At 61.5% G+C, this 25662-nt stretch carries 24 protein-coding genes and 1 pseudogene; 12 read left to right on the forward strand and 13 right to left on the reverse strand.

The window, feature by feature from the left end; translation table 11 throughout:
* Positions 1-45: 45 nt before the first annotated feature.
* Together OIM99_RS14645 and OIM99_RS14650 are read right to left on the reverse strand one after the other, a co-directional pair.
* Positions 46-906, reverse strand: coding sequence for an isocitrate lyase/PEP mutase family protein (locus OIM99_RS14645; RefSeq protein WP_311851164.1), 861 nt, complete (start codon positions 904-906; stop codon positions 46-48).
* 1 nt (position 907) lies between these two features.
* Positions 908-2131 carry an MFS transporter gene (locus OIM99_RS14650; protein WP_311851165.1) on the reverse strand — a complete coding sequence of 408 codons (1224 nt, stop codon included), beginning with the start codon at positions 2129-2131 and terminating at the stop codon, positions 908-910.
* Positions 2132-2284: 153 nt separating this feature from the next.
* Here OIM99_RS14650 and OIM99_RS14655 point away from each other — a divergent pair, with 153 nt between their 5' ends.
* The 5 genes from OIM99_RS14655 (at position 2285) to lpdA (ending at position 8161) form a co-directional block, all read left to right on the forward strand.
* Positions 2285-2608: a septum formation initiator family protein gene (locus OIM99_RS14655; RefSeq protein WP_311851166.1), complete on the forward strand. Its 324-nt coding sequence runs from the start codon at positions 2285-2287 to the stop codon at positions 2606-2608.
* 203 nt (positions 2609-2811) lie between these two features.
* The gene (gene pdhA, locus OIM99_RS14660; RefSeq protein ID WP_311851167.1) at positions 2812-3858 is read left to right on the forward strand and encodes a pyruvate dehydrogenase (acetyl-transferring) E1 component subunit alpha; all 1047 of its coding nucleotides are present in this window, start codon (positions 2812-2814) and stop codon (positions 3856-3858) included.
* Between the two features lie 60 nt (positions 3859-3918).
* Positions 3919-5295 carry a pyruvate dehydrogenase complex E1 component subunit beta gene (locus OIM99_RS14665; protein WP_311851168.1) on the forward strand — a complete coding sequence of 459 codons (1377 nt, stop codon included), beginning with the start codon at positions 3919-3921 and terminating at the stop codon, positions 5293-5295.
* A gap of 12 nt (positions 5296-5307) precedes the next feature.
* Entirely contained in the window at positions 5308-6651 is a 1344-nt protein-coding gene (locus OIM99_RS14670) for a pyruvate dehydrogenase complex dihydrolipoamide acetyltransferase (RefSeq protein WP_311851169.1), read from the forward strand.
* 67 nt (positions 6652-6718) lie between these two features.
* On the forward strand, positions 6719-8161 hold the full coding sequence (gene lpdA, locus OIM99_RS14675; protein WP_311851170.1) for a dihydrolipoyl dehydrogenase: 1443 nt from the start codon (positions 6719-6721) through the stop codon (positions 8159-8161).
* A 4-nt stretch (positions 8162-8165) separates the two neighbouring features.
* Here lpdA and OIM99_RS14680 read toward each other — a convergent pair whose 3' ends face one another.
* A complete protein-coding gene (locus OIM99_RS14680) occupies positions 8166-8924 on the reverse strand; it encodes a hypothetical protein (protein ID WP_311851171.1) in 759 nt (252 codons plus the stop codon).
* Positions 8925-9047: 123 nt separating this feature from the next.
* On the opposite strand from OIM99_RS14680, the gene OIM99_RS14685 reads away from it, so the two are divergent.
* From OIM99_RS14685 to lipA, 3 genes are all read left to right on the forward strand, one after another.
* Positions 9048-9827, forward strand: coding sequence for a sulfite exporter TauE/SafE family protein (locus OIM99_RS14685; protein WP_311851172.1), 780 nt, complete (start codon positions 9048-9050; stop codon positions 9825-9827).
* Between the two features lie 88 nt (positions 9828-9915).
* A complete protein-coding gene (locus tag OIM99_RS14690; protein ID WP_311851173.1) occupies positions 9916-10239 on the forward strand; it encodes a GlsB/YeaQ/YmgE family stress response membrane protein in 324 nt (107 codons plus the stop codon).
* Positions 10240-10384: 145 nt separating this feature from the next.
* Positions 10385-11368: a lipoyl synthase gene (lipA, locus tag OIM99_RS14695; protein WP_311851174.1), complete on the forward strand. Its 984-nt coding sequence runs from the start codon at positions 10385-10387 to the stop codon at positions 11366-11368.
* A 25-nt stretch (positions 11369-11393) separates the two neighbouring features.
* On the opposite strand, the gene OIM99_RS14700 is transcribed toward lipA, so the two are convergent.
* The 7 genes and pseudogenes from OIM99_RS14700 to OIM99_RS14730 all read right to left on the reverse strand — a co-directional run bounded on the left by OIM99_RS14700 (position 11394) and on the right by OIM99_RS14730 (position 19078).
* Entirely contained in the window at positions 11394-13268 is a 1875-nt protein-coding gene (locus tag OIM99_RS14700) for a TRAP transporter large permease subunit (RefSeq protein WP_311851175.1), read from the reverse strand.
* Positions 13268-13936 (reverse strand): TRAP transporter small permease subunit, encoded by a 669-nt coding sequence (locus OIM99_RS14705; RefSeq protein WP_311851176.1) that lies wholly within the window; start codon positions 13934-13936, stop codon positions 13268-13270. Before OIM99_RS14705 ends, OIM99_RS14700 begins: the two co-directional genes overlap by 1 nt.
* 108 nt (positions 13937-14044) lie before the next feature.
* Positions 14045-15205 (reverse strand): TRAP transporter substrate-binding protein, encoded by a 1161-nt coding sequence (locus OIM99_RS14710; protein ID WP_311851177.1) that lies wholly within the window; start codon positions 15203-15205, stop codon positions 14045-14047.
* Between the two features lie 187 nt (positions 15206-15392).
* The gene (locus OIM99_RS14715; protein ID WP_311851178.1) at positions 15393-16178 is read right to left on the reverse strand and encodes a class III extradiol ring-cleavage dioxygenase; all 786 of its coding nucleotides are present in this window, start codon (positions 16176-16178) and stop codon (positions 15393-15395) included.
* Between the two features lie 112 nt (positions 16179-16290).
* Positions 16291-16869 carry a Bug family tripartite tricarboxylate transporter substrate binding protein gene (locus tag OIM99_RS27865; protein WP_409371535.1) on the reverse strand — a complete coding sequence of 193 codons (579 nt, stop codon included), beginning with the start codon at positions 16867-16869 and terminating at the stop codon, positions 16291-16293.
* A pseudogene (locus OIM99_RS14725) lies at positions 16770-17372 on the reverse strand (amidohydrolase family protein); the annotation flags it as partial. The pseudogene OIM99_RS14725 and the gene OIM99_RS27865, both read right to left, overlap by 100 nt.
* A complete protein-coding gene (locus tag OIM99_RS14730) occupies positions 17369-19078 on the reverse strand; it encodes an AMP-binding protein (RefSeq protein ID WP_311851180.1) in 1710 nt (569 codons plus the stop codon). The pseudogene OIM99_RS14725 and the gene OIM99_RS14730, both read right to left, overlap by 4 nt.
* A gap of 247 nt (positions 19079-19325) precedes the next feature.
* On the opposite strand from OIM99_RS14730, the gene OIM99_RS14735 reads away from it, so the two are divergent.
* Both OIM99_RS14735 and OIM99_RS14740 read left to right on the forward strand, forming a co-directional pair.
* Positions 19326-20090: a TetR/AcrR family transcriptional regulator gene (locus OIM99_RS14735; protein ID WP_311851181.1), complete on the forward strand. Its 765-nt coding sequence runs from the start codon at positions 19326-19328 to the stop codon at positions 20088-20090.
* Positions 20091-20228: 138 nt separating this feature from the next.
* On the forward strand, positions 20229-21173 hold the full coding sequence (locus OIM99_RS14740; RefSeq protein WP_311851182.1) for a YiiG family protein: 945 nt from the start codon (positions 20229-20231) through the stop codon (positions 21171-21173).
* Here the strand turns inward: OIM99_RS14740 and OIM99_RS14745 are convergent.
* Positions 21170-21652, reverse strand: a complete 483-nt coding sequence (locus tag OIM99_RS14745; protein ID WP_311851183.1) for a MarR family transcriptional regulator — start codon at positions 21650-21652, stop codon at positions 21170-21172. The two genes, OIM99_RS14740 and OIM99_RS14745, sit on opposite strands and share 4 nt — an antisense overlap.
* A 92-nt stretch (positions 21653-21744) precedes the next feature.
* Between OIM99_RS14745 and OIM99_RS14750 the strand changes: the two genes are divergently transcribed.
* On the forward strand, positions 21745-22260 hold the full coding sequence (locus OIM99_RS14750; RefSeq protein WP_311851184.1) for a cupin domain-containing protein: 516 nt from the start codon (positions 21745-21747) through the stop codon (positions 22258-22260).
* 126 nt (positions 22261-22386) lie between these two features.
* A complete protein-coding gene (locus OIM99_RS14755) occupies positions 22387-23529 on the forward strand; it encodes an FAD-dependent monooxygenase (RefSeq protein ID WP_311851185.1) in 1143 nt (380 codons plus the stop codon).
* Position 23530: 1 nt separating this feature from the next.
* On the opposite strand, the gene OIM99_RS14760 is transcribed toward OIM99_RS14755, so the two are convergent.
* Entirely contained in the window at positions 23531-24076 is a 546-nt protein-coding gene (locus tag OIM99_RS14760; RefSeq protein WP_311851186.1) for a hypothetical protein, read from the reverse strand.
* A 75-nt stretch (positions 24077-24151) separates the two neighbouring features.
* Entirely contained in the window at positions 24152-25642 is a 1491-nt protein-coding gene (locus OIM99_RS14765) for an NAD(P)/FAD-dependent oxidoreductase (RefSeq protein ID WP_311851187.1), read from the reverse strand.
* Positions 25643-25662 lie beyond the last annotated feature (20 nt).

Below are 25662 nucleotides of genomic sequence, written 5' to 3' on the forward strand. Positions count from 1 at the left end.
ACTGTGCTTTAAGGAAGAGCCCGCCCCAATGTGGACGGGCTTTTTTTAATCACTCTTGCGATCAAGAAAATCGTCCGAGCGGGCCTGCCACAAGGCCTCGCCACTGAGGCGATCGAGATCGGCCTTCGGCAATGTATCGGGCAGCGGCGCGCCGTCACGCAGCGCCTGCATGGCGGCACGCAATGCCGAGAGGGCAGCCATAAACGGATGATGGCCTTGCAAAGCGATGCGCACGCCCCGCGCCGCGAGTTCTTCCCGATCCTGTAATTTGGCAGGCAGGCCGCCGAGTAAAATCGGCAGGCGAGCTTCCTTGGCGAAAGCGTCGACTTCCTGCATCGAGGAAACGCCCGTCAGAAAAACGCCATCGACACCGGTGTCCTGATAGGCACGGAAGCGTTCGAGCGCATCATCGAGGCCGGTCATCCCCAAGGCGCCGGTGCGGGCGAAGATGCACAAGGCGCTGTCGCGTCGCGCTGCCACGGCTGCGCGCATTTTGCCGATGCCCTCAGCCAACGGCAGCGGTCGGGGCTTGGGCGCACCAAAGGGACGCGGCAGATCCGTGTCCTCGATCGTCAAGGCGGCGAGCCCGGCATGTTCCAGTTCCTCGACCGTGCGCATGACGTTGAGCGCATTGCCATAGCCATGATCGGCATCGGCGATGACGGGCAGCGCGCTGGCGCGGCCGAAACGGCGCGCCTGTTCGGCGAATTCGCTCAAGGTGAGCAGGATGATATCGGGCGCGCCCAGCACCGCGAGGGAGGCGACCGATCCCGCATACATGCCGCATTCGAAACCGATGTCCTCGGCGATCTTGGCCGATAGGGCATCGAAGACCGACGCTGGGAAATAGCAGCGGTCACCAGTAAGGAGCGCGCGCAGGCGCTGCCGACGAACGGTTGCGGTCATCTCAGGCTCCAGCCAGCGCCGGCTTCTGCCCATCTTGCGGCAGTTGCCGCGGCAACAGGGTGACCGAGATCAGAATGGCGCCGGCGCAGACCGCGAGGATCTGGAACAGCCGGTCGAAGCCCCAGTTGAGATGCACCCAGGCGATCAACGGCAGGGACAGCGACATCACTGAGAAGCTGAGCACATAGCGGGCGCCATAAATCTGCGCCCGCAGCTCGCTCTTGGCCAGGCGACCGATTAGGAAGTCGTTGATGGGAATGCTGCCGAAGGCGGCGAAGGTGAAGCCGAGACCGACGATCAAAGCCGGCCAGCCGATGAGGCCAGGCATGAGCGCGAAGAACAGGGTCTGGGCGACGGCCGAGGTGAGATAGACGCTGCGGGTGCTGAAGCGATCGAGCGCCAGGCCGGTCAGCAATTGTGCCGACGAGGCGATGGCGAAGACCAGGAAGGTCAGCCAGCCAAGCATGGTGGCCGAGCCGATGATCGTCTGCAGTCGTTCGTCGAAAATCTTCGGCAAAGCGAAGGTGGTCGACTGGAAGATCAGGCTCGAGAAGGCGGCGGTGAAGAAGATCACGGCCGAGAGACGCAGCAGAATCGCCCGCATTTCCGGCGTCGCTGGCGGCGCGGCCGTGGCGGTGGTGGCCTGCGGTTTGGAGGCAGCGTTGCGTGCCATGATCTCCCGGCGCATGACGACGCTGTAGACTATGCCAAGCGCGATCGACACCAGTCCCGGCACGTAGAAAGCGTAACGCCAGCCGCCGTGGTCGATGAACCAGCCGGCGAAGAGGGCGGCGCTGGCGACACCGAAATTGCCCCACACGCCGTTGACGGCGATCAGCATGCCGGTGCGCTGCCGGCCTTGGACCAGCAGCGCCAGACCGACCGGGTGATAGATGGCGGCGAACATGCCGAGAATGAACAGGCTGGCGGATATGGTGATCGGCGACCAGGCGAAGCCCGTGAGAATCGAGGCAAGGCCCAGGCCGATGAAATAGACCGCCATCATGCCTTCGCGGCTCCAGCGGTCGGCCAGCCAGCCGGCGGGCCAGGAGAAGACGGCGAAGGCGACGAAGCCCGGCGTCGCATAGGCGACGAGCTCGGCATAGCCCATGTTCCATTCGCGCGACAGCGCCACGGCTGCAATGGTAGCGAAGACCAAAGTGGTGAGATGGTCGAGGAAATGGCCGGCGTTGAGCAAATAGAGATGCAGTTTGTCCCGGTCCATGATCCATCCTCCCCAGCGAACACGTCGAACGAACAATTCTACGCGCGACTTGACCGCGACATTGCACGATTCCAGGTGATTTCACCAGTTTAGCGTCATGCGTTCCGGGTCTGTTAGGGTTTCGCTAACCGTATCGAGGCCATGATCCCGGCCATGGTTATTCGCCGCCGCCTGCGCTCCGTCCTCCTGCCGCTCCTCCTCTATGTCGTGTCGGGCAGTGTCTCGAGCTATTTCATTTGGCATGCCGTCAATGGCGAGCGCGGCCTCAAGACCAAAGAAGAATATCGCAAGGTGATGGCCGATCTGATCATGGAAAACGCCGGATTGCGCGGCGAGCGCGAGCAGATCGAACGGCGCATTTCGATGATGCGGGCGGAAGCCGTCGAGCGTGATATTCTCGAGGAAGAGGCGCGGGTGCAGTTGGGCCGCGTTCACAAGAATGACGTCGTGGTTTTCCTCAAGCCGGACGCCAAGTGATCAACCCAAATCTGGTTTATCCTCCGAATTAACTGGTTTTCAGTTTATTCAAGAATCAGTCTAGAAATCAGTTGATTGTATACATTGAGGCTCGTGTCGAAGGGCCTCGCTTTCTGATCCTCCCTCCGCTATCTTCGCCTTTAGTCGCGGTGCCGCGTTCAAGCGCGCCGACCGCTCAAAGGGAACGCACCAGAGGATCGCCCATGGCATCGGTACAATCGTCCGCCCGGCCTAAAGCCGCCCGTAAACCTGCCGCCACCGACGCCGCCTTCAGCGGCAGCAACATCGCCGAATTCACCCGACAGCAGGAATTGGACGCGTACCGAATGATGCTGCTGATCCGCCGCTTCGAAGAGAAGGCGGGCCAGATGTACGGCATGGGATTGATCGGCGGTTTCTGCCATCTCTACATCGGCCAGGAAGCCGTCGTCACCGGCGTACAGATGTCCTCGAAAGAGGGCGACGCCATTATCACCGGCTATCGTGATCACGGCCACATGCTCGCCTGCGACATGGACCCGAAGGGCGTGATGGCCGAACTCACCGGACGCCGTGGCGGCTTGTCGAAAGGCAAGGGCGGCTCCATGCACATGTTCTCCAAGGAGAAGCATTTCTACGGCGGCCACGGCATCGTCGCCGCGCAAGTTCCGCTCGGCACCGGCCTCGCCTTCGCCAATCGCTATCGCGGCAATGACAATGTCTCTCTGACCTATTTCGGTGATGGCGCCGCCAACCAGGGCCAGGTCTACGAGAGCTTCAATATGGCGGAGCTGTGGAAGCTGCCCGTCGTCTACATCATCGAGAACAACCGCTACGCCATGGGCACCGCGGTCACCCGCGCTTCCGCGCAAACCGATTTCTCCCGTCGCGGCATTTCCTTCAACATCCCTGGCGAGCAGGTCGATGGCATGGACGTGCGCGCGGTGAAGGCTGCCGCCGACAAGGCGATCAAGTGGTGCCGTGACGGCAATGGTCCCTACATCCTCGAGATGCAGACCTACCGTTATCGCGGCCATTCCATGTCCGACCCGGCGAAGTATCGCAGCAAGGAAGAAGTGCAGAAGATGCGCGATGAGTTCGATCCGATCGAACAGGTCCGCAACCGTGTCCTGAAAGCCAATATGGCGACCGAGGACGAACTCAAGAAGCTCGACGCCAGCGTCCGCGCCATCGTCGCCGAGGCGGCGGAATTCGCCACCAACGATCCCGAGCCCGATCCGTCGGAGCTGTGGACCGACATCCTGCGCTGAAACTTTCCTTATCTTCCTTCCGCCGCGCCATAAGCGTTCGCGTTTCTTCGAGAGATACACATGCCGATCGATATTCTGATGCCGGCCCTGTCGCCGACGATGGAGCAGGGCAAGATCGCCCGTTGGGTCAAAAAAGAAGGTGACAAGATCAAGTCCGGCGACGTGCTCGCCGAAATCGAGACCGACAAGGCGACTATGGAGGTCGAAGCGGTCGACGAAGGCGTGCTCGCCAAGATTCTCGTTCCGGATGGCACCGACAATGTCGCGGTCAACACGCCGATCGGCGTGATCGCCGGGGAAGGCGAGGATGCTTCCACCGCCGCGCCGAAGGCCGCAGCCCCTGCGCCGAAGGCCGCGGAGCCTGCCGCCGAAGCGAAGGCCGAAGCGCCTGCGGCAGCGCCGGTTGCCGCTGCCGCCATCGTTCAGCCCGAACCGGAAGTGCCGGCTGGCACGGCGATGACGACCATGACTGTGCGCGAAGCCTTGCGCGATGCCATGGCGGAAGAAATGCGCCGCGACGGCGATGTCTTCGTCATGGGCGAGGAAGTTGCCGAATATCAGGGCGCCTATAAGGTGACCCAGGGTCTCCTGCAGGAGTTCGGTCCCAAGCGCGTCGTCGACACGCCGATCACCGAACATGGCTTCGCCGGTCTTGCTGTAGGTGCGGCCTATTCAGGCTTGAAGCCGATCGTCGAATTCATGACGTTCAACTTCGCCATGCAGGCGATCGACCAGATCGTCAATTCCGCCGCCAAGACGCTCTACATGTCCGGCGGTCAGATGGGCACGCCGATCGTGTTCCGCGGCCCGAACGGCGCCGCCGCCCGCGTCGCCGCCCAGCACAGCCAGGATTACGCCTCTTGGTATTCGCACATTCCAGGTCTGAAAGTTGTCGCGCCTTATACGGCCGCCGACGCCAAGGGTCTGCTCAAGAGCGCTATCCGCGATCCCAATCCGGTGATCTTCCTTGAGAACGAATTGCTCTACGGCCACAGCTTCGACGTGCCGCAGATCGACGATTATCTGGTGCCGATCGGCAAGGCGCGCGTCGCCCGTCCCGGCAAGGACGTGACCATCGTCGCCTGGTCGATGGGCATGGTCTATGCGCTCAAGGCGGCCGCTGAACTGGAGAAGGAAGGCATCGACGTTGAAATCGTCGACCTGCGCACCATCCGTCCGATGGACATGGAAACGGTGGCAGCTTCGGTGAAGAAGACCGGCCGTTGCATCACCATCGAGGAGGGCTATCGCCAGAGCTCGGTCGGTTCCGAAATCGCTGCGCGTCTGATGGAAGAGGCGTTCGATTATCTCGATGCGCCGGTCGTGCGTATCACGGGCAAGGATGTGCCGATGCCTTACGCGGCCAATCTGGAAAAGCTGGCGCTGCCCAGCGTCGCCGAGGTCGTGCAGGCGGCCAAAGCCGTTCTGTATCGCTGAGGAGCACGCGCCATGCCGATCAACATCCTCATGCCCGCCCTTTCGCCGACCATGGAAAAGGGCAACCTTGCCCGCTGGGTCAAGAAGGAAGGCGACAAGATCAAATCCGGCGACGTGATCGCCGAGATTGAAACCGACAAGGCGACCATGGAGGTCGAGGCGATCGACGAAGGTGTCATCGCCAAGATTCTCGTGCCCGAAGGCACCCAGGACGTGCCGGTCAATCAACTCATCGCCATCGTCGCCGGTGAAGGCGAGGATGCGAAGGCCGTGGCTGCCAGCGGTGGTGCTGCCGCGCCTGCACCTAAGGCGGCTGCGCCCGCGCCAGCCGCTGCCCCCGAAGCGCCGAAGGCTCAGCCGGCAGCCGCTGCCGCCCCAGCGCCTGCTGCTGCTCCGGCCCCAGCACCCGCAGCAAAGCCGGCCGGAGAAAAAGTCTTCGCCTCACCGCTCGCCAAGCGTCTCGCCAAGGAAGCTGGTCTCGACCTCGCCTCCATCGCCGGCACGGGTCCGCATGGCCGTATCGTCGAGCGTGACGTCAAGGCCGCTCAGGCCGGTGGCGGTGCCAAGGCGGCGCCTGCGGCCGCCAAGCCCGGCGCGCCGGCGCTCGCGCCCGGCATGTCGGATGAGACGATCAAGAAAATGTATGCGCCTGGCAGCTTCGAAGAAGTGCCGCATGACTCCATGCGCAAGATCATCGCGCGGCGCCTCGTCGAGGCTAAGCAGACGATCCCGCATTTCTATCTGTCGGTTGATTGCAATCTGACCGCGCTGCTGGCGGCGCGCGAAGCGATCAATGCTGCCGCGCCGAAGAACAAAGAGAAGCAGCCGCTCTACAAAGTGTCGGTGAACGACTTCGTCATCAAGGCGCTCGGCATGGCGTTGCAGCGCGTGCCCGAAGCCAATGTCACCTATACCGAAAACACCATGCTGAAGCACACGACGTCGGATATCGGCGTCGCCGTGTCGATCCCCGGTGGTCTCATCACGCCCGTCGTGCGCAACGTGCAGACCAAGGGCCTCGCCGCCATCTCCAACGAGATGAAGGACTATGCGGCTCGCGCCCGTGCCCGCAAATTGAAGCCGGAAGAATACCAGGGCGGCACCTCGGCGGTGTCCAACCTCGGCATGTTCGGCATCAAGAATTTCTCGGCCGTCATCAATCCGCCCCATGCGACGATCCTCGCGGTCGGCACAGGCGAGGAGCGGGTAATCGTCGAGAAGGGCCAGATGAAGGTCGCGACTATGATGAGCGTTACGCTCTCCACCGATCATCGCGCCGTCGACGGCGCCCTCGGCGCCGAACTGATCTCGGCGTTCAAGGATCTGATCGAGAACCCGGTAAGCATGCTGGTGTGAGGACGGCCGGGGTACGCCCCGGCTTCTTCTCTTCACACGCGCTCAATCGTGCAGACGGAAACATTTCATGGCTAATTCCTACGACATCATCGTGATCGGCTCCGGCCCCGGCGGCTATGTCACCGCCATCCGCGCCGCGCAGCTCGGCTTCAAGACGGCCATCGTCGAACGCGAACACCTCGGCGGCATCTGTCTCAACTGGGGCTGCATTCCGACCAAGGCTTTGCTGCGCTCGGCTGAAATCTATCACTATGCCACCCATGCCAAGGACTATGGCCTGAGCATCGAAGGCAAGGTGACTTACGATCCCTCCGCCATCGTCAAGCGCTCGCGCGGTGTGTCGACCCAGCTCAACAACGGCATCGGCTTCTTGATGAAGAAGAACAAGATCGATGTCATCTGGGGCGAAGCTAACATTTCCAAGGTCGGCGAAGTCACCGTGACGGCGACGAAGAAGCCGGCGATGCAGCCGCAAGTCCCGCCGCCGAAAGGCACGCTGGGCGAAGGCACCTATCAGGCCAAGCACATCATTGTCGCCACCGGCGCACGTCCGCGCGCGCTGCCCGGCATCGAGCCCGATGGCAAGCTGATCTGGACCTATTTCGAGGCCATGGTGCCGCCGGCCATGCCGAAGTCGATCGTCGTCATGGGCTCGGGCGCCATCGGCATCGAGTTCGCCAGTTTCTATCGCACCTTCGGCGTCGAAGTGACCGTGGTCGAAGTGCTGCCGCAGATCCTCCCGGTCGAGGATGCCGAGATTTCGGCCTTGGCGCGCAAGCGCTTCGAGAAGCAGGGCATCAAGATCATGACCTCGACCAAGGTCACCAAGGTCGAGAAGGGTGCCAACGATGTCACCTGCACCGTCGAGGACGAGAAGGGCAACAAGCAGACGATCAAGGCCGAACGGCTCATCTCCGCCGTCGGCGTCGTCGGCAATGTCGAAAATCTCGGCCTTGAGAAGCTCGGTGTGAAGATCGAGCGTGGCTGTGTCGTTACCGACGGTCTCGGCAAGACGAATGTCGCCGGTATCTACGCCATCGGCGACGTCGCCGGTCCGCCGATGCTGGCGCATAAGGCCGAGCATGAAGGCTCGCTCTGCGTCGAAGCCATCAAGGGCCTGCACGTCCATGCGATGGACAAGGCGATGATCCCGGGCTGTACCTATTGCCATCCGCAGGTGGCGAGCGTCGGCCTCACCGAAGCCAAGGCGAAAGAGCAGGGGCTGTCGATCAAGGTCGGCCGCTTCCCGTTCATCGGCAACGGCAAGGCCATTGCGCTCGGCGAACCGGAAGGTCTGGTGAAAACCATCTTCGACGCCAAGACCGGCAAGCTGCTCGGCGCGCACATGATCGGCGCTGAAGTCACCGAACTCATCCAGGGCTTTGTCATCGCCATGAACTGCGAGACGACCGAGGAAGAGCTGATGCACACGGTCTTCCCGCATCCCACTCTGTCGGAAATGATGCACGAGAGCGTGCTCGACGCTTACGGTCGCGTCATTCACATGTAACCATCTATGCGGCGCGGCTTCGCAGGACGCCGCGCCGGATTGGCCCGAGCAGCAGGGCGAGGATGACGATGGCGAGATAGCCGATCGTCATGTCGCGTTTCCAGGTCGTCAGTTCAGCGCGTCGCTCGACGGCGAGTGCTTCCTGCGCTCCATCACGCAAAGCCGCGACGAGACCCATTGTCTCGACTTCGCGGCTCATGGCCAGGAAACCCGCCGCCGATAGGATCGGCAAGGCGATCATGCCAGCGATAAGAAGCGGTTGCAGCCGTCGCATCAGCACGAAATGGCGCAGGCTGATCCACAGGCCAAGGCAGCCGTGCAGCCAGCCGGGCGCGAGCAAAGCGATCTGCCATTCCTGCGATCCGCCGGCGACGATCGACGAGACGATGCCGGCATAGTCCGGCTTCACGTCATAGAGCGCCAAGGTCAGCCGCGTGACGGCGATATGCCCGATGAGCAGGAGCGGCAGGCTGAAGCCAGCCCAGAAGCGCACGATCTCGACGAAGGGAAAGCGCCAGTCGTGGCGGATGTAGATCGAACGCAAGGCGAGGGAAAAATGCAGCAGCGCCGAACCATAGAGCAGGATCGTGCCCGGCCGGCTCTGCCAGATCGCCATGCTCACCCGCAACATGGCTTCCGCACGCTCAAGCGACAACAGCCCCAGCGCGTGATTGATCAGATGCCCCGAAATATAGGCAAACAGCACCAGGCCTGAAGTGAGGCGCCAGCGGCGTGCGGAGAAGAGGCGGGGCAGGGACGGCATGACTCTGGCTAGCTGGTTCGTCACCGGTCCGGCAAGTCACGCCGACGCACATGGTCGTGAGCCTGGTCGTGAGCCTGGCGGGGCTGGCCTTTCCAGCGGGCTGAGCCTAGAAGGCGGCCAGCGATGCCCAATCCTGATTTGCCGATCATCGGCGTAACGCTCCTGCAATTGCTGCTCGTCGCCACGGTTGGCGGCCTTGCGGCGATCATGGGCGGCGTGACGGGATACGGCACGGGCCTCATCCTGCCCTTGATTCTGGTCCCAACCATTGGTGCCGAAGCGACCGTGCCTGTGATCGGCGCGGCTTCCATCCTCAACAATGCCAGCCGACTTTATGTGTTTCGCCAGGAGATTCAGTGGCGGCTGGTCGGGTTCATTACCCTGATCGCCTTTCCGTTCTGCCTGGCCGGTGCCTATTTCTATTCACAGCTTTCGGGGCCTTGGGCGACGACATTGATCGGCGCCATGCTGATGCTGCTGGTGCCGGCGAAACGCTTCCTCAAGCGCTCCGGCCTACGGCTGCAATCGACCTCCCTCGGTTTCGCCAGCGCAGGATTTGGTCTGCTGGTCGGCGGCACGGCGGGGTCCGGCATCGTGCTGCTGTCGATCCTGATGGCCGCGGGTCTCGGCGGCCGGGCCGTGGTGGCTACCGACGCGACGATTACCTTCCTCCTCGGACTGGCCAAAACCGGCGTATTCCAATCGACCGGGCTGATGACCCCGGCCGCCTGGGCCATGGCTCTGGTGATCGGCCTGATTGCCGTGCCAGGCGCCTTCATCGCCAAATGGCTGACGGAACGCATGCCGGTGCGCATTCACGATCTGATCATCGAGGCTATGGTCTTTCTCGGCGGCGGCCTGCTGGTCTGGCGCGGCTTGAGCGAGCTTTGGCTGAGGACATAGGGCGCTCCGGCGCTTCTTGGACTTGTCATGCTTGGAAGGCATGACTAGCTTCGCAGCAGGTCGCGGGCCTTGCCGAGGAGTTTATAAGATGGATCAGGTTTATCCCGTTCTTGGAACGCCGGGCGTCGGCTTTTTCTCGCTGCTGATCATCGGCGCCATCGCCGGCTGGATCGCCGAGAAGGTCACCCGCTCGAACCATGGTCTTTTGACCAATATCATCGTCGGCATCGCCGGCTCCTTTGTTGGCACGCGCCTTGCTGAAATCGCCGAAGTTCCCATTCAGGGCTTCCTCAGCCGCTTGATCACCGCCGCCGTCGGCGCGATCATCCTGCTGTTCATCTGGCAAGCCCTGCGCGGCCGCAGCGCCCCCTCGCAACTGCCGCCCGGCCGCACCCCGATCGACAAGATCTGAGGATTTCGGTCCCAAATCTTCGCCAGGGCTTAACTGCCTTGCAATTCATGCAGTTCCAATCGGCCACGCCAACCTTGGCGTGGCCGCTTTCATGGCCTAAATGAAGCGTCTGCCGGCTGTTTAAGGCCGGCGCACGGAGCAGTGAATGGCCGTCGTCCTCGACCTTCTCAACAACGACCCCCGTCGCAAGGCCGGGCAGGCCACAGCAGTGCGCCACCCGGAGAAGGCGCACCGGCCCGATACCGAGGTTTTGCGCAAGCCGGACTGGATCCGGGTCAAGGCGCCGGGGTCGCCGGCCTTCGCCAAAACCCGTTCCATCGTCAAGGAACATGGCCTCGTCACCGTCTGCGAGGAGGCGGGCTGTCCCAATATCGGTGAGTGCTGGGAAAAGAAGCACGCCACCTTCATGATCATGGGTGACACCTGCACCCGCGCCTGCGCCTTCTGCAACGTCAAGACCGGCCTGCCCAATGCGCTCGATCCGCTCGAGCCAGAACATATCGCCGATTCCGTCGCCAAGCTTGGTCTGAGCCATGTGGTCATCACCTCCGTCGATCGCGACGATCTCGCCGACGGCGGCGCCAAGCATTTCGCTTTGACCATCGAGGCGATCCGCGCCCGCGCGCCCAATACGACCATCGAAATCCTGACGCCGGATTTCCTGCGCAAGCCCGGTGCGCTCGAAGTGGTGGTCGCGGCTCGGCCCGACGTGTTCAATCACAATCTCGAAACCGTGCCGTCGAAATATCTCTCGGTGCGGCCGGGCGCCCGCTATTTCCACTCGATCCGCCTGTTGCAGCGGGTGAAGGAAATCGATCCGACGATCTTCACCAAGTCGGGCATCATGGTTGGCCTCGGCGAAGAGCGCCATGAAGTGTTGCAGCTCATGGACGATCTGCGCTCGGCCGATGTCGACTTCCTCACGATCGGCCAGTATCTGCAGCCGACGCGCAAACATCACCGCGTCGTGAAATTCGTCACGCCGGATGAGTTCAAGTCTTACGACACGATCGCCACGACCAAGGGTTTCCTGCTTGTCTCGGCGACACCGCTGACGCGCTCCTCGCACCATGCGGGCGAGGACTTCGCCAAGTTGAAAGCGGCGCGGATGGCGCGCAACGGCAAATAGTCAGCCGCGCGCGCCAATCCTTCGATCAGCCACCACCGTAGAGATAGTTCGGCAGCCAGAGCGTCATGCCCGGCCACAGATACATAATGACCATGCACAGGATCACGATCAGCATGTAGGGCATCATGCCGGCGAAGATCTGGTTCAAGGTGACATGCGGCGGCGACACGCCCTTCAGATAGAAGGCGGACATGGCGACCGGCGGCGACAGGAAGGCTGCCTGCAAGTTGACGAACACCAGCGTGCCCCACAGCAGCGGGTCGATGTTGAAGTGCTTCAACAGCGGCAGGAAGATCGGCACGAAGATGACGATGATCTCGGTCCATTCCAGCGGCCAGCCGAGCAGGAAGATGATCGCTTGCGACAGGATCATGAACTGAACCGGCGTCAGGTTCAGCGATAGCACCCATTGTTCGAGCAGCGCCTGGCCGCCGAGTAGCGCGAACACCGCCGAGAACAGTGCCGAGCCGACAAACAGCCAGCACACCATTGATGTTGTCTTGGCGGTGAGGAACACCGCTTCCTTGGTGCGCTTCCAGTCGAGCGTGCGCGCTTGCAGCGCCAACAGGAAGGCTCCGGCCGCGCCAACCGCCGCCGATTCCGTTGCCGTCGTGATGCCGAGCAGGATCACCGCCAGAACGAGGACAGTGAGGAGGCCAAGCGGCATGACCGAGGAGGTCAGCATGCGCAGCACCTCGAACCGCTCCGCCTCCATGCCCCAATAGTAATAGAGCAGCAGCAGGGCGAGGGCCGCGCAGGTGCCCCAGAACCAGTTGTAGAAACTGGCTGGCGGCCCGGTATAGGCCACTTGCGCCTGATTGCGCAGTTCCGGATCGCCCATCTGCTGCAAGCCTTCCGCCTCGGTTTGTTCCTGGCGATCCTCAGCGCCCGCGCCAAGCTCCTGCGGCATTTCCTCCGTAGGCGAGGCTTCCGTCGTATCCGCCGTGGCGGCGGGCGTTGCCGGCTTGCTCAACTCGGTGATGGCGGCGGGTGGCGCATCGGGTTGCTGGTGGATGACCACGTACCACCACGTTCCCCACATGGTGGCGACCGCCAGGGCGATGGGCACCAGCGCATAGCCGAGACTGCCGATCAGCGTGCGATACGTAACCTTTTCACCGCCTGCCTCGATAGCCAATGCCCGGCCGGGGCTGACCAGGGCTTGCAAGAGAGCAGGGAAGATTTTCGGCGTATAGGCACTTTGCAGTGCGCTGACCCACGGACGCACCGGCACGCGGTTCTCCGCTTCGTCCAATTGCGGCGCGATCTTCGGGTTCCACAGCGCCCAGCCGACGATATAGACGAGATAGAGCAGGGCCAGGAAGAAGCCCGGAAACATCGCGGCGGCGTAAAGCTTCACCACCGATTGGCCGGCCACCGCCGCATAGACGATGATCATCACCGAGGGCGGAATGAGAATGCCGAGCGTGCCGCCGGCGGTGATGACGCCGGTCGCCAGCCGCGTGTCATAGCCGGCGTTGATCATCGGCCGCAAAGCAATGACGCCCATCAGCACCACGACCGCGCCGACGAGGCCGCTGGCGATGCCCCAGAAGGTGCAGACGATCAACGTCGCCACGGCGAGCGAGGCCGGCATGCGGCGGAAGGCGAGCTGGATCGAATAGAACATTTTGTCGACCAGCGCGCCGCGCTCCATCACATAGCCCATCAATACGAAGAGCGGGATGGAGATCAGAACGTCATTGGTCATCGCCCCATAGGTGCGCTGGACCATCAGGTCGAAGATGCGGTTGTCGGCCCAGGATTCCGCCGGATTGTAGAAGGCGAAAAAGCCGAAGAACATGCCGAGGCCCATCAAGGTGAAGGCCGTCGGAAACCCCATCAGGATAAAAATCACGATGAGGCCGAGCATGGAAAGGCCGAGGGCGGGATCGCTCATCAGATCTGCTCCCTGCCACCCATGCCGCGCTGGCGCGCCGCTTCGTCGATGGATTGGGCTTGCGCGATCGCCTGTTTCTTGGCCTCCTCATCGACATATTCGCTGTGCGCGAGTTGTTCCTCGACCACGTCGATTTCCGCCACGTCCTTGAGGCGATCGGGCCAGGCACCGGTGCGCAGGCAGATGACGCAACGGATCATCTCCGCGAACCCCTGCAACAGGATCAGCGCGCCGGCGATCGGAATAATGGTTTTGAAGTGATAGACCGGCGGTCCGTCAGCGGTGACATTGGAATGTTCGCCGATCCGCCAGGAATCCCCCGCATAGCCCCAGCCCGCATAAAGCAGAGCGGCGATGCCGGGCAGGAAGAAGACGAAATAGAGTAGAAGATCGAGCGCGGCCTGTGTGCGTGGCCGCATGGAACTATAGAGAAAGTCGCCGCGGACGTGGCCGTTCTGCGCCAGCGTATAAGCGCCGCACATCATGAACAGCGTGCCGTAGAACATATTGCTGGCGTCGAAAATCCAGGCCGTCGGCATGTTCATGATATAACGCTTGAACACTTCGATGCAGACGAGCGCCGTCAATCCGATGATGAGCCACGCGGCGGCTTTGCCGACCCAGGTGCTGATGGCGTCGATACCGTAAAGCAAACGTTGTGTGGTCATGGGCACCGCATCTTGAGCCAGCTGTCTTGAATCAAGCGTCGTGATGACGAAGCGTAAGACGCGCCGTCCGGGGCACGGGCCCCGGACGGATCATCCTTGATGTAAAGATCAGAACTTCTTCGTCGCCTTGGCGCCGAAGTAATGGTTGTAAGCCATGCGCCGGCTCACTACCGTATCCTGCTCCCAGCGCGTCGCGCGTCGCGCGAACGCGTATTGCGATTCAAGGATTTCCTTGAACAGCGGATTTTCCGCCGCCTTCTTGGTGATGACATCGTCGTAGATATCGAGCTGGCGCTGCAGAACGCTGTCCGGCGTCTTGAAGAAGCGTACCTTGTCCTTCGCCTGCATCTCTTCATAGTCGCGCGAATAGCGGTCGATCGCTTTCCAGGCCATTTCCTGTCCAGCCGCATCGGTCGCATTGGCGATGATGGCTTTCATCTTGTCGGGCAGGGCATCGTATTTGGTCTTGTTGAACATCACCTCGAACTGCTCAGCGTTCTGGTGATAGCTCTGCAGCATGCAGACCTTGGACACGTCAGGGAAGCCGAGCACACGGTCCGACGAGGCGTTGTTGAACTCCGCCGCATCGAGCAGGCCGCGATCCATGGCCGAGACGATTTCGCCGCCCGGCAGCGCATTGACCGCCGCGCCCAAGCCCTGGAACACGTCGATCGAAATGCCGACGGTGCGGTATTTCAGACCCTTGATGTCGTCGGACTTGGTGATCGGTTTCTTGAACCAACCGAGCGGTTGTGTCGGCATCGGTCCATAGAGGAACGAGACGACATTGCCGCCGACGGAGGCGTAGAGTTTCTCCAAGAGCTCCTTGCCGCCGCCGTATTTATGCCAGGCGAGCAGCATGTTGGCATCCATGGAGAAGGCCGGGCCCGACCCCCACAGCGCCAAGGCGGTGCTCTTGCCGTAGTGATAGACGAGCACGCCGTGGCCGCCGTCGAGCGTGCCTTTCGAAACCGCGTCGAGCAGGCCGAAAGCCGGCACGACGGCACCGGCGGGAAGAACTTCGATCTTCAATTCGCCACCGGTCATGTCATTGACCTTCTTGGCGTAGTCGAGTGCGAATTCGTGAAAGATATCCTTAGACGGCCAGGTGCTCTGCCAACGCATGTTGATGACGCTTTGCGCCTTGACCACGTTTGGCATGGCGACGGCACCCGCGCCGGCAAAGGCAGCCCCCTTTAAGAAGCGGCGGCGCGTTTCGATTTTTGCAGAAGAATCAGCCCGTGAAGAAGCATTGTCGCTGCTTGTCATCCCTGTCTCTCCGGAAACTCCGGTCTTGAAGCCGGATTCGCTCACGCGGTCGGTGACCGCTCGGAGAAAAAGCTAGGCGATTGATGGCGCGCGCGTAAACGGCCACCGATCGTATTTCGGTCGCTCCTAGACCAAAGTATGAATTCAGTAAGCAGCGCAATAGTCTAGCTGCATCGCACTGCATCAATCAGTCGAAGCGATACGCATCCATCGACAGAATGCCGTAGTCATAGCTTGAGTGGATGCGTTTGCCCGCACCGCCACCGGCGCCCATGGCGAAGGGCAGCGGCAGGAAGTGCTCTTCGCTGGGATGGTTTTCGCGCGCGAAGGGCGCGGCGGTGCGATAGTCAGCGATAGCTTGCGCATCGCCCGCTTCGACCTTGGCCGCGATCCACTCGGCGAAGTCCTTCACCCAGTCCTGAATCGGCGCATCGAGTTGCCGCCCACCGCGCGCCAGTTCGTAGAGATTATGCGTGAGGCTGCCGGAACCGACGATGAGAACACCTTCATCGCGCAGCGGCTGCAAGGCTGCGCCGAGCGCCAGGTGATGGGCGGAACCTTTCTGCGTCTGCACCGAGATCTGCACCACCGGGATATCGGCATCCGGATACATCAGCTTAAGAGGAACCCAAGTGCCGTGGTCGAAACCGCGGCCCGTGACCGGATGCGCGTCATAGCCGGCCGCGCGCAAGAGTTCGCTCGCGCGCACGGCGATGTCAGGCGAGCCCGGCGCCGGATAGACCATTTCGAAGAGGGGCCGCGGGAAGCCGCCGAAGTCGTAGATCATCTCCGGCTTTTCGTCGGCGGTGAGAAACGGTAGGCGCGCTTCGAAATGGGCGGTGGCGATCAGAATGGCCTTCGGGCGCGGCAGCTCGGGGGCATAATGCTCCAGAAAATCGCGCGCAGCGCTGTGGTGCAGCGCCGTCATCGGCGAGCCGTGCGACAGGAAAAGGGTGGGCATGCGGTCGGACATAGACGTGGTCTCTGCGGTTGCTTTTCCCAGATATGGGGTTTGCGAGAGCGTTTGACCACATCTATGTCGATTGACGCGAGCTTGGCAAAATCGTCTCTTTGAGTGGCTTATTTCACTGCTGCTGGATGTCGATTTCCTTCGCCAGCTTCTGCCAGGTTTGCTGTTCCTGTTGGATGAAGGCCGCGGTTTTTTCCGGCGTATCCGTGCCGTTGGTCGCAAGACCCAGGGCGATCAGGCGCTGCTGAATATCCGCCCCGCCGAGGAAATCCTTCACTGACTTGTTGAGGCGATCGACGATCGGCTGCGGCGTCCCCTTGGGGGCGGCGAGCACGAACCAACCATCAAGCACGGCGCCCGGGACGGTTTCGGCAATGGTCGCAAGGTCGGGCAGTCCGGGAAATCTTTTGCCCGATGAAACGGCGATCTGACGCAGGTCGCCTGTCTGCACGCCTGCCCACAGTCGAAATAGAATTTCTGGAACTCGGCATAGATGCCGTCGGGAAACAATTCCGTCAGTTTTGCCGGGCCGACCGTCTTCCAGCCGGAAAATCCGGCAATCCGGCCGAGTAGAAGCGGCATGACGCCGCCTCCGTGACAGAAAATGAAGCGGATATCGGGATGGCTTCGCATAATGCCTTTGGCCAGCAGCCCGAGAATGGCGCGCGCCGAATTGACCGGAAATTCGAGCCACGGCGAGGAAACATCAGGGCCGCCGTAGGCCCGGCTCAACGCCCCGCATTGTGACGTTGGGGCTGGATGAACGAAGATCACGGCCTTGCGGCGATTGAGCTCGTCGAAGATCGGCCGGTTCCTGTCGTCGCTCAGCCACAGATCGCCTTCATTGGTCGACATCGCAATGCCGTCGAACTTCAGGACATCGAACGCATAGGCGATCTCGGCCAGCGCCAGATCGATATGTGGCGGCGGCAGCGAGGCAAAGAGGCCGAAGCGGCCAGGATGATCGAGGCAGGTCTTGATACCCCATTCATTCCACGCGCGAACGCGGTTCGGCCGATCAGGGTTGGTCCAATCGCTGACCGGCCCCAGCGAGGCGATTGCCGCCGTTACGCCATTCTCGTCCATCTGATCGAGTGCCATCTCGATCGACCAGGCACTGCCATCGTTATCTTTTCCGGCCGGATTGAAGTGATGATGGATGTCGATCATGACCGAACGTATGTGATCGGCGGTCATTTCGTGGCGGCTTCCCGTGCGATTTTCTCGGCGATCATCGCGCGCATGGTCACCTTGTCGGCCTTGCCGACCTTGGTGAGTGGGAAGGCGTCGATGATTTCGACTCGTTCCGGCAGTTTGTATTTGGCGACGCCGAGGGTGAGGAGAAACTGACCGAGCGTTGTGACATCAGGCGCCCGCCGCCCTTCATGCATGATGACGAAGGCGCAGACTTTTTCGCCATAGATGGGATCCGGCATGGCGACCACGCGCACGTCGGAAATGTCGGGATGCTGGACGACAAGGCCTTCGACCTCTTCGGCGCCGATCTTCTCGCCGCCGCGGTTGATATTGTCCTTGATGCGGCCCTCGAAAGAATAGCACAGCCGCCCTTCGATCTCGTGCGCGCGCAACAGATCGCCGGTGCGGAAGAAGCCATCCGACGTGAACGAGGCAGCCGTCGTTTCGGGATCGCCGACATAGCCGGTGAGCGTGGTCGGACCACGGAAGCACAGCTCTCCGATCTCGCCAAAGGCAACCTGGGTTTCCTCACCGGGCACCAGCAGCCGCACTTCGTCGCCCGACGACACCGGATAGCCGACCGTGTGGTGGCGAATGGCAGTCGACAGGTGAGGCGCGGCGCCGAACAGCATGCCCTCCGTCATGCCGAACATCTGGCTGACCGGCAGGCCGACATGATTTTCGACCGCTTCGGCGCGGGTCAGCGAGAAGAACTGCCGCAGCGAGCGAATGGCATTGCGGTCGATGTCCTTCACCTCAAGCAGTTTCGGCGCGATTGGGCCGATGCTGCCGGTGAAGGTCACGCCATGGCGTTCGACCAAGCGTAGCATTTCGGGGATGTCGACGCGCGGCTGCATGATGAGCGTGCGGCCATCGACGCTGACCGGCAAGACAGCGAAAATCGTGCCGGCATTATGAATGAGCGGCAAGCTCCACAGGGTCACGTCGTCGCCCGTCAGCTCATAGCATTCGCCGAGCTGGCGGGCGGAGCCCAGATATTCGCCATGCATGCGCGGAATGATCTTGGGCAGATTGGTCGAGCCGCCCGAGAGTTGGAAGACGGCGACATCGAGAACGCCGGGAGTGACATGCGCCGTCTTCGTCCGTGCGGTTGCCGGATCAAAGGCGGTCGCCATCTCGGCGAGAGACTGCGTGCCGCCGCTGCCGCGCACGACGATGACATGCGTCATGCTGGGGACGGCTTCGGCCAGTTCGCGCGCGAACTCCACCTGATCGAAATTCGGATTGACGTCGGCCTGAACGAAGATCGCCTTGGCCTGGGCGCGCTCGCCGAAGTGGCGCATTTCAGCGATGCGATATTGAGGCAGCGTGCAGACCGGGACGACACCGGCTTTCAGGCAGCCATAGAAGGCGTCGAAGAATTCGTTGCAGGTGCCGACCTGGAAGAGGGCGCAATCGCCTGGCCGAAGCCCCAGAGCCAACAGGCTCGCGGCGACGGATTCCGAGCGTGCATCGATCTCGGCAAAGGTCCGGGTGCTTTCGGCATCGACGATGGCGGTTTTGTCGGGATGAGCCTTTGCCGTGCGCCGCAGGCTTTCGCCGATGTTGTAGTCGAGCCAGTGACCGGCCGCGATCTGCTGCTTGGCTTCCTCCGACGTGCGGTAGGTGACACCAGGCATGGGATAGAATGGACCGAAAGGGTTCGGATGGGCCTGCGCCGCTGCTGCCGTTTGCTCGATACCCACCAGTTTCCTCCCGTTTGGATCGACATCCCTGGGGATTGTTTACAACGTTTATGTCTGATATTCAACTATTGTGTTGATATATTTACGCCGACGTTAAATCGCAAAGGATCGGGCTTCGGTCTGGAGGCACCAAACGCCAATTTGACACGTCAAAACAAAGAGCAAAGCGGGCTTGTGGTTTCGATCCAGGTTCCGCTCTATGCCAAGCTATCTATGCCGAGAGACGATTCTAGCCACAGGGATGGACATGGCCGTCGCCCGTACGCGAACCGACAAAGCCCTCAAGGGCGCCACGAAGCCACGCGGCATTGAGGCGCCGATCGAGGCTGATCCCGGTACTGGCGGCGCGCGGCGGGAATTGCTGGCGAGCGAAGTGCTCGACAAGGCGGCCGCGCTTTTCGCCAAACAGGGTTTTGCCGCGACCAGCTTGAAAGATGTCGCCGATGCGGTCGGCCTGCACCGCTCGTCGATCTACTACTACTATCCCAATAAAGATGCGCTCCTGCAGGAGCTGATCCAGGGCGTCACTTTGCCGGTGGCGCAGATCTTCCAGGACGTCGATGGCGAAGACCTGACGCCGCTGGCCAAGATCGGCGAAGTTGTGCGGCGGCTGGTGTTGTGGGTGTCCGATCCGCACACGCATTTTCGCCTGGTCGAACGCAGCGAAGCGGAGTTGCCGGATGCTGTGGCTGTCGCGCACAAGGAGGCCAAGCGCCATATCCTGGGCGAGATGATGCGGCTGATCGAGGCGGCGGAACTTGCCGGCGAGGCACGCGCCACCGATAGGCGCGTCAGTGCCTTGTCGATCATCGGCATGACGATGTGGACGGCCTGGTGGCTCTATCCCAGCCGCGAGCAGCGCCCCGAAGAGATCGCCGCGCAAGTGGCCGAGAACGCCATGACAGTGGTGCGGCGCACGACGGCGGCGAAGAAGATCGCGACGGTCGGTGCGCTCTCCCAAGAAATTCGTGAAAATCTCGCGCTGATTGAGCGCTTGGCGCAGAAGGACTAGGGGCCAAGTCTGTGCGCTATCGCACACGCTGACAGACCCATTTAATTCTATGTTTTTTCAGAAGCTTCACCGCTGCCGTATCGAATAATCCCGGCTTGCGGTATGCAGTGCTGTCATAACGAAATCATTGGAGTTCCCATGAAGGTCCATCAGACCGGCGCGGCGTTTTTATTGGCCGCTCTCAGCCTCGCAACTGTCAGCGGGCCATCGGCCTTGGCGCAGACGACAGCCGCCGCCATCACCGATCCATCCGCGCTTTTGAATGCGGCGACCTCGAAGTTCAACGCCTATGTCGGACTGATGAACCGGACACTGCGGGTCGAAGATTCGATCAATCGCTATCGCAGCTGGGTCAATATGAAGACCGGCCCGACCGGCAAGGAACGCTACATCGACTATGGTCTCTACGAAGTCTATGACGTGTCGCGAGAGACAGCTGCTGCTGAAGCCGCCGCAGGGCGCGAGCCGGCCATGTCGGAGCTTGATGCGGCAGTAAAAGCCTTCATCGCCGCCAACAATACGATCAGCCCGTTGCTGAACCAGGCGGCTGGCTATTACCAGCGCAAGGATTATCTAGCCGATAAAATGGCGCAGGGTAGGGAGTTGCACGCCAAACTGCTGCCGGCGATCGATGCCTATGAGGCGGCGCGCGCCCGTTTGGAAGTCACCTTCCGTATCGAGAAGGATAAGGCCGATCAGCAACGGCTTGATGCGATCGAAAAGCAGGAAGGCCGTCAGGCGAAGTGGCAACGCACCAATGTGATGTGGAAGATCCGTCGCGTGATGGACGTTCTGCCGAGCAATGGCCGGCAAGCGGTCGACCTGTCGGTCTTCGACGCGGCGCTCAATGACTATGCCGGCGCCATCAAGGACATGGTGGCGTTCATCGGCAGCAATCCGGGGGCGCTTTCGAGTTTCTCGTCAACGCCCAATCAACTGCTCGGTGATTTGCGTGGGCTGCGCGAACAACTGGCGCGCACCAAGGGGGATCCGCGCCGTATGTCCAACGGCCTTCAGAGCATCGTCAATCAATACAACATGCTGGTGCAGATGAGTAACAGCGGCATCTACGACGATCGCTAGCGTTCGCGCGACGGATCGCCGAGATCCGTCGCCACACGCACGAGCCATTGGCGCATTGGGCCTTCAAGCTCGGCGGGCAGGGTGGCGGCGAGATCGCGCTCCACCGCTTCCGCATGCGGCCGTGCCCGCGCCAACAGGCTTCGTCCTGTCTCGGTCAAGGCGAGGCGCAACACTTTGCCATGGGACGGATCGGGGCTGCGGGTCAGCGCACCCATGCGCACTAGGTTCGAGGTAATGGTGTTCGCCGTCTGCGGCGTGATGACGGCGAGCCGCGCGAGTTCGGCCCCTGACAAGCTGCCATAAGCGCGCACCAAGGTCAGAGCGACGAATTGCGGATGGGTAATGCCGGCCGGGGCCAAAGCCTTTTCGAGGGCCTGGCGAACGGCAGCGTGTGCCTGGCGTAGCAGATAGGCCAGATGCCCGTCGACACCGCGCTTGCCTTCGCCGGCACGCGGAAGCTTTGCGGTCTTGCCGCTCATCGGTCCATCCACATGGCGTCCTTGCCTCATTATCAGAGCGCTGATACTAATATATCAGCCCTCTGATAAATGGGAAATGAAAGGCTTGAGTCATGATGGCCGATAGCCTCAAATTCGCCGAAGCACGGCCGCTGACCACGGGCGGCACGACACTCTTGCTCGCCGGCGCCTTGTCGATGACCGTTCTGATTGCCGGTTGGCGTTCCCAGGGCAGTCCCTTTGGGATCGCTTTGCCCGACATTCTGTGCAGCACATCGGCCTCCGGTGAGGCGGAACGGCCGCGTACGATCGTCAGCACTTTGCGCACGGAGCCTTTGGCCGGAGCGCCCGGTAAATGGGTAACGACGCAACTGGTTCGTCTGCCGCCGCGTGCGCTCAGCCCGCCGCACTTCCATGGCGGCGACGTCACGGCTTATGTGGTGGAAGGCACGGTACGTTCCGAACATGCCGGCCTGCCGGTGTCCGAATACGCCATGGGTCAGGTTTTCTTCGAACCGCTCGGCACCACTCACGCCTTCTTCGAGAACCCCAGTTACGATCAGCCGGCGGTCGTTCTCGCTGTGACAATCCACGACAAAGACGCGGTGCTGACCACGTTCCTCAAATAGGCTTCGGAGCCTTCGCCCCAAGCGGAACCCGGGCTTCGAGGCTTGGGCGCGAATGGCGTCTTGCCTTGTTTCAACACATGTGTAAATATATCAACACTAGTGCTGAATCACGCCGAGGAGAGGCCGATGCGCATTGCGGTGATTGGAGGAGGACCTGCCGGTCTGCTCTTCGCAAAATTGGCGAAACAGGCTGATTCTACTCATGAAATCGACGTTTATGAGCAGAATCCGGCGCATGCGACCTATGGTTTCGGCGTGGTTTTGGCCGACGTCGCCCTCAACATTCTCGATGACGTCGATTCCGATCTGCGCCGCCGGATTTCTCAGACTGCCGAGTTTCAGACGCACATCACTCTGACGCACAAAGGCGAGGGCATCCCGCTGCTCGGCAATGCCTTCATGGGGGTGAGCCGGGTCAAGCTGCTGCAGGTGATGCAGGAGAATGCCAGGCAAGAAGGCGTGCGGCTCATCTTCGAAAAACGCATCGCCACGCCGGACTTACGTAGCGATTACGATCTCGTCGTCGGCGCCGATGGCGTCAACAGTGCTGTGCGCACGTCGCTGAACGAATTCTTTCAAGCCACCAAGGAGCCGCGGCTCAACAAGTGGATCTGGTACGGTACGACGAAGCGGCTCGACTCCGTCAATCTGGTTTTCCAACCGTCGCCCTACGGCACATTCATCGCTCACTCCTATCGCTACGCGCCGGACTATGGCACCTGCGTCATCGAATGCAGCGAGCCGAGTTGGCGTGCCGCGGGACTCGACAAGGCGAATGACGAGGAAAGCCGCGCGATTTGCGAGACGGTTTTCAAGGACTTTCTCGGCGGCGAGTCGCTGATTTCCAATCGCTCGCTCTGGTTCACGCCGGAATTCGTCACCAGCAAGCATTGGCATCACGAGAATGTCGTGCTGATCGGGGATGCGCTGAAGACGGTGCATCCATCGATCGGCTCGGGCACCCGTGTCGCCTTGCAAGATGCGATCGCGTTGGCGAAAGCGCTGCGGGCCAATAGTCGAGACGTACAAGCCACCTTTGCGCAGTTCGAGCGTGAGCGACGCGGCGGCGCAGGCACCTTCCAGGATGCGGCGATGAAGAGCATTCTCTGGTATGAGAGCGTCGACGAGCGCATGCATCTCGAACCCGTCGCTTTCGCTTACGATTATATGATGCGGACCGGCCGCGTCGATCATGAGCGGCTGCGCCGCCAGGATCCGGAGTTCGCTGCGCGCGTCGAAAGCCTGTCGCAAGACAAGCTGCGGGCTTGATTTACTTTTCGGTCACTTTGCCAGCGGCATCGATGCTGACACCCGCCGCTTCGTACAGGCTTTGCAGAGAATTCGGATCGGCGGCGACATCGGCATATTTGGCGATGTTTGGCCGCAAGCCTTTGAGGACGGTCTCGCTGTTGGAGGTGCACGTCTGATTGCTGGAATTGGTTTTGGCCCGCGCGCGACCGTAAGCAATCATCGCCTCCGAATCGAGATCGACGCCGACGCAGCTCGCCAGCGCGGCCGTCGCCGCATAGACGCGGCTGAGACCGCGCGCGGCCTGATCGGCGAACGCGCGGTCGCCACAGCGTTCAAATAGAGTGATGTAAGCGATCGCCTCGACGATGCTGCTCTCTGCATCATGCGTAATACAGGCAGGATTGGGCGTTGCGCCGGGATTGCTGCAGAGAGTTTTGAGAATGCGTTCCTGCGTCGCCTGCGAGACGCTGCACACCGGCGCGGCCATGGCCTGGCACGCGATCACGGCGGTGAAAAGCGCCGTCAAAGCCGGCCGCGCTGGTGTGAAAATAGAATAATCGATCATATCGTCCTCAAATCGAGCATCGCAGCTGCGACGCATCGCTAGGAGAACGTAGGAACCAAGCGACGGTTCCGGGCGTTACTGGACCCGATAATCCGGCACGGACGCGAGATAGCGGGCGAAGGCATCCGCATCGGGCGGCGTGAACTTCTCGGTGAGGGCACCGCGCCGCCGAACCTTTGCCCCCATATCATCCAAAAGTTCGTCGAAATGCTTGAAATGGAAGGGCGCGACGCAGAGCCCACCATAGACACCTGCGGCCGGCCGCTCTTTGCGCCGCCAATGCAACATCATGTCGATGTCGCGGCGCATCTCCTCGGCGCTCGGCTGCCGCGCCAACTGGCCGTCGGCATAACGGGCCAGCCAGTTCGCCGCCATTTCCGCATTGAGAACCGTGCAGAAGGACGAGTTGAAACCGACGAAGCCCATGTCAGGCAGATCGGGATTGGCGATCAGCCGATACAGACGATACTGGCCGTCGGCTTCCACCAGCTTCTTCTGATAGCTGTCGGGCAGGAAGGGAATGCCGAGTTCCCAGCCGATCGCCAGAATGGCCATGTCGGCGGTGACGCGCTCGCCGCCGGTCATGACGATCGCATCCTTGTCGAAGTGATCGAACGTTCCGCGGATCGCCTTGATCCGTCCGTCCGCCACCATGGGATAGAAACCGGGTGTCGCGATGGGCACCGAGCAATTGACGCCATCTTCGATGCGCTCGCTGGGGATCATGTCGCAGGCTTTAAGCCGCAATTGCATTTTCAGCAGCGACTCGAGCGCCCGCCAATTGGCCCAGATGAACGGTTTGGCGATGGCGTGGTTGATCTTCGACATGCGGCTCAAGTTCCAGCCGCGAAACATTTCCTCCTGGGCACGGATGTAGAGGATGCGTTTGAAATTGATCAGACCGCCGATGAAATAGGGGATGCGCCACATCGGCTCGCGATAAACGAAATGCACCGACGATGCGCCGGCATTGACCGCATTGACGGCGATATCGGTCGCCGACTTCGAGGCGCCGAGCACGACGACGCGCTTGCCTTTGACGGAGGTTGGATCGGTATAGTCGGACGAGTGCAGAACCTGTCCGCCGTTCTGCATGAACTCGGCTTGACCCGGCCAATTGGCCTTCTTCTTCTCGCTGAATTGGCCGGTGCAAACGGCGACGAAATCGAAATCCTCCTGGCTCGTCGTGCCATCAGCGCGTTTCAACGCCAATGTCCAGCCGGGCTCGCCTGAAGCGCGCCGCGCCATCGATTGGACGGAGGTGCCGTAGCGAATGAGGGGCTTCAAGCCATGGTCGTCGGCATAGCTGGCGAGATAGGCATGGACCTGCGGCCCCTTCGGCCATTCCGGATAGTCGGCTGGCATGGCTTTATCGGTATAGCGATAAAGCTCCTTCGGACTTTGCGTCTGCACGTCGGGATAGGAGCGGGCCGGTTCCCAGACACCGCCGAGATCGCCGCTGCGCTCGAGGACTGTCACCTCATGGCCATGCGACTTGAAGACTTTCGCGGTCGCAAGACCGCTGACGCCGGCGCCGATGACGCACACGTGCTTTCGGTGAACCATGATCGTTCATCCGTGTTAGA

The sequence above is a fragment of the Methylocella sp. CPCC 101449 genome, assembly GCF_031921685.1.
In the GTDB taxonomy this organism is placed as follows: domain Bacteria; phylum Pseudomonadota; class Alphaproteobacteria; order Rhizobiales; family Beijerinckiaceae; genus Terripilifer.

Bases quoted from the DNA above. Each gene is read 5' to 3' on its own strand.
- OIM99_RS14645 (WP_311851164.1), bottom strand. From the start codon at position 906: ATGACCGCAACCGTTCGTCGGCAGCGCCTGCGCGCGCTCCTTACTGGT.
- OIM99_RS14650 (WP_311851165.1), bottom strand. From the start codon at position 2,131: ATGGACCGGGACAAACTGCATCTCTATTTGCTCAACGCCGGCCATTTC.
- OIM99_RS14655 (WP_311851166.1), top strand. From the start codon at position 2,285: ATGGTTATTCGCCGCCGCCTGCGCTCCGTCCTCCTGCCGCTCCTCCTC.
- pdhA (WP_311851167.1), top strand. From the start codon at position 2,812: ATGGCATCGGTACAATCGTCCGCCCGGCCTAAAGCCGCCCGTAAACCT.
- OIM99_RS14665 (WP_311851168.1), top strand. From the start codon at position 3,919: ATGCCGATCGATATTCTGATGCCGGCCCTGTCGCCGACGATGGAGCAG.
- OIM99_RS14670 (WP_311851169.1), top strand. From the start codon at position 5,308: ATGCCGATCAACATCCTCATGCCCGCCCTTTCGCCGACCATGGAAAAG.
- lpdA (WP_311851170.1), top strand. From the start codon at position 6,719: ATGGCTAATTCCTACGACATCATCGTGATCGGCTCCGGCCCCGGCGGC.
- OIM99_RS14680 (WP_311851171.1), bottom strand. From the start codon at position 8,924: ATGCCGTCCCTGCCCCGCCTCTTCTCCGCACGCCGCTGGCGCCTCACT.
- OIM99_RS14685 (WP_311851172.1), top strand. From the start codon at position 9,048: ATGCCCAATCCTGATTTGCCGATCATCGGCGTAACGCTCCTGCAATTG.
- OIM99_RS14690 (WP_311851173.1), top strand. From the start codon at position 9,916: ATGGATCAGGTTTATCCCGTTCTTGGAACGCCGGGCGTCGGCTTTTTC.
- lipA (WP_311851174.1), top strand. From the start codon at position 10,385: ATGGCCGTCGTCCTCGACCTTCTCAACAACGACCCCCGTCGCAAGGCC.
- OIM99_RS14700 (WP_311851175.1), bottom strand. From the start codon at position 13,268: ATGAGCGATCCCGCCCTCGGCCTTTCCATGCTCGGCCTCATCGTGATT.
- OIM99_RS14705 (WP_311851176.1), bottom strand. From the start codon at position 13,936: ATGACCACACAACGTTTGCTTTACGGTATCGACGCCATCAGCACCTGG.
- OIM99_RS14710 (WP_311851177.1), bottom strand. From the start codon at position 15,205: ATGACAAGCAGCGACAATGCTTCTTCACGGGCTGATTCTTCTGCAAAA.
- OIM99_RS14715 (WP_311851178.1), bottom strand. From the start codon at position 16,178: ATGTCCGACCGCATGCCCACCCTTTTCCTGTCGCACGGCTCGCCGATG.
- OIM99_RS14735 (WP_311851181.1), top strand. From the start codon at position 19,326: ATGGCCGTCGCCCGTACGCGAACCGACAAAGCCCTCAAGGGCGCCACG.
- OIM99_RS14740 (WP_311851182.1), top strand. From the start codon at position 20,229: ATGAAGGTCCATCAGACCGGCGCGGCGTTTTTATTGGCCGCTCTCAGC.
- OIM99_RS14745 (WP_311851183.1), bottom strand. From the start codon at position 21,652: ATGAGCGGCAAGACCGCAAAGCTTCCGCGTGCCGGCGAAGGCAAGCGC.
- OIM99_RS14750 (WP_311851184.1), top strand. From the start codon at position 21,745: ATGATGGCCGATAGCCTCAAATTCGCCGAAGCACGGCCGCTGACCACG.
- OIM99_RS14755 (WP_311851185.1), top strand. From the start codon at position 22,387: ATGCGCATTGCGGTGATTGGAGGAGGACCTGCCGGTCTGCTCTTCGCA.
- OIM99_RS14760 (WP_311851186.1), bottom strand. From the start codon at position 24,076: ATGATCGATTATTCTATTTTCACACCAGCGCGGCCGGCTTTGACGGCG.
- OIM99_RS14765 (WP_311851187.1), bottom strand. From the start codon at position 25,642: ATGGTTCACCGAAAGCACGTGTGCGTCATCGGCGCCGGCGTCAGCGGT.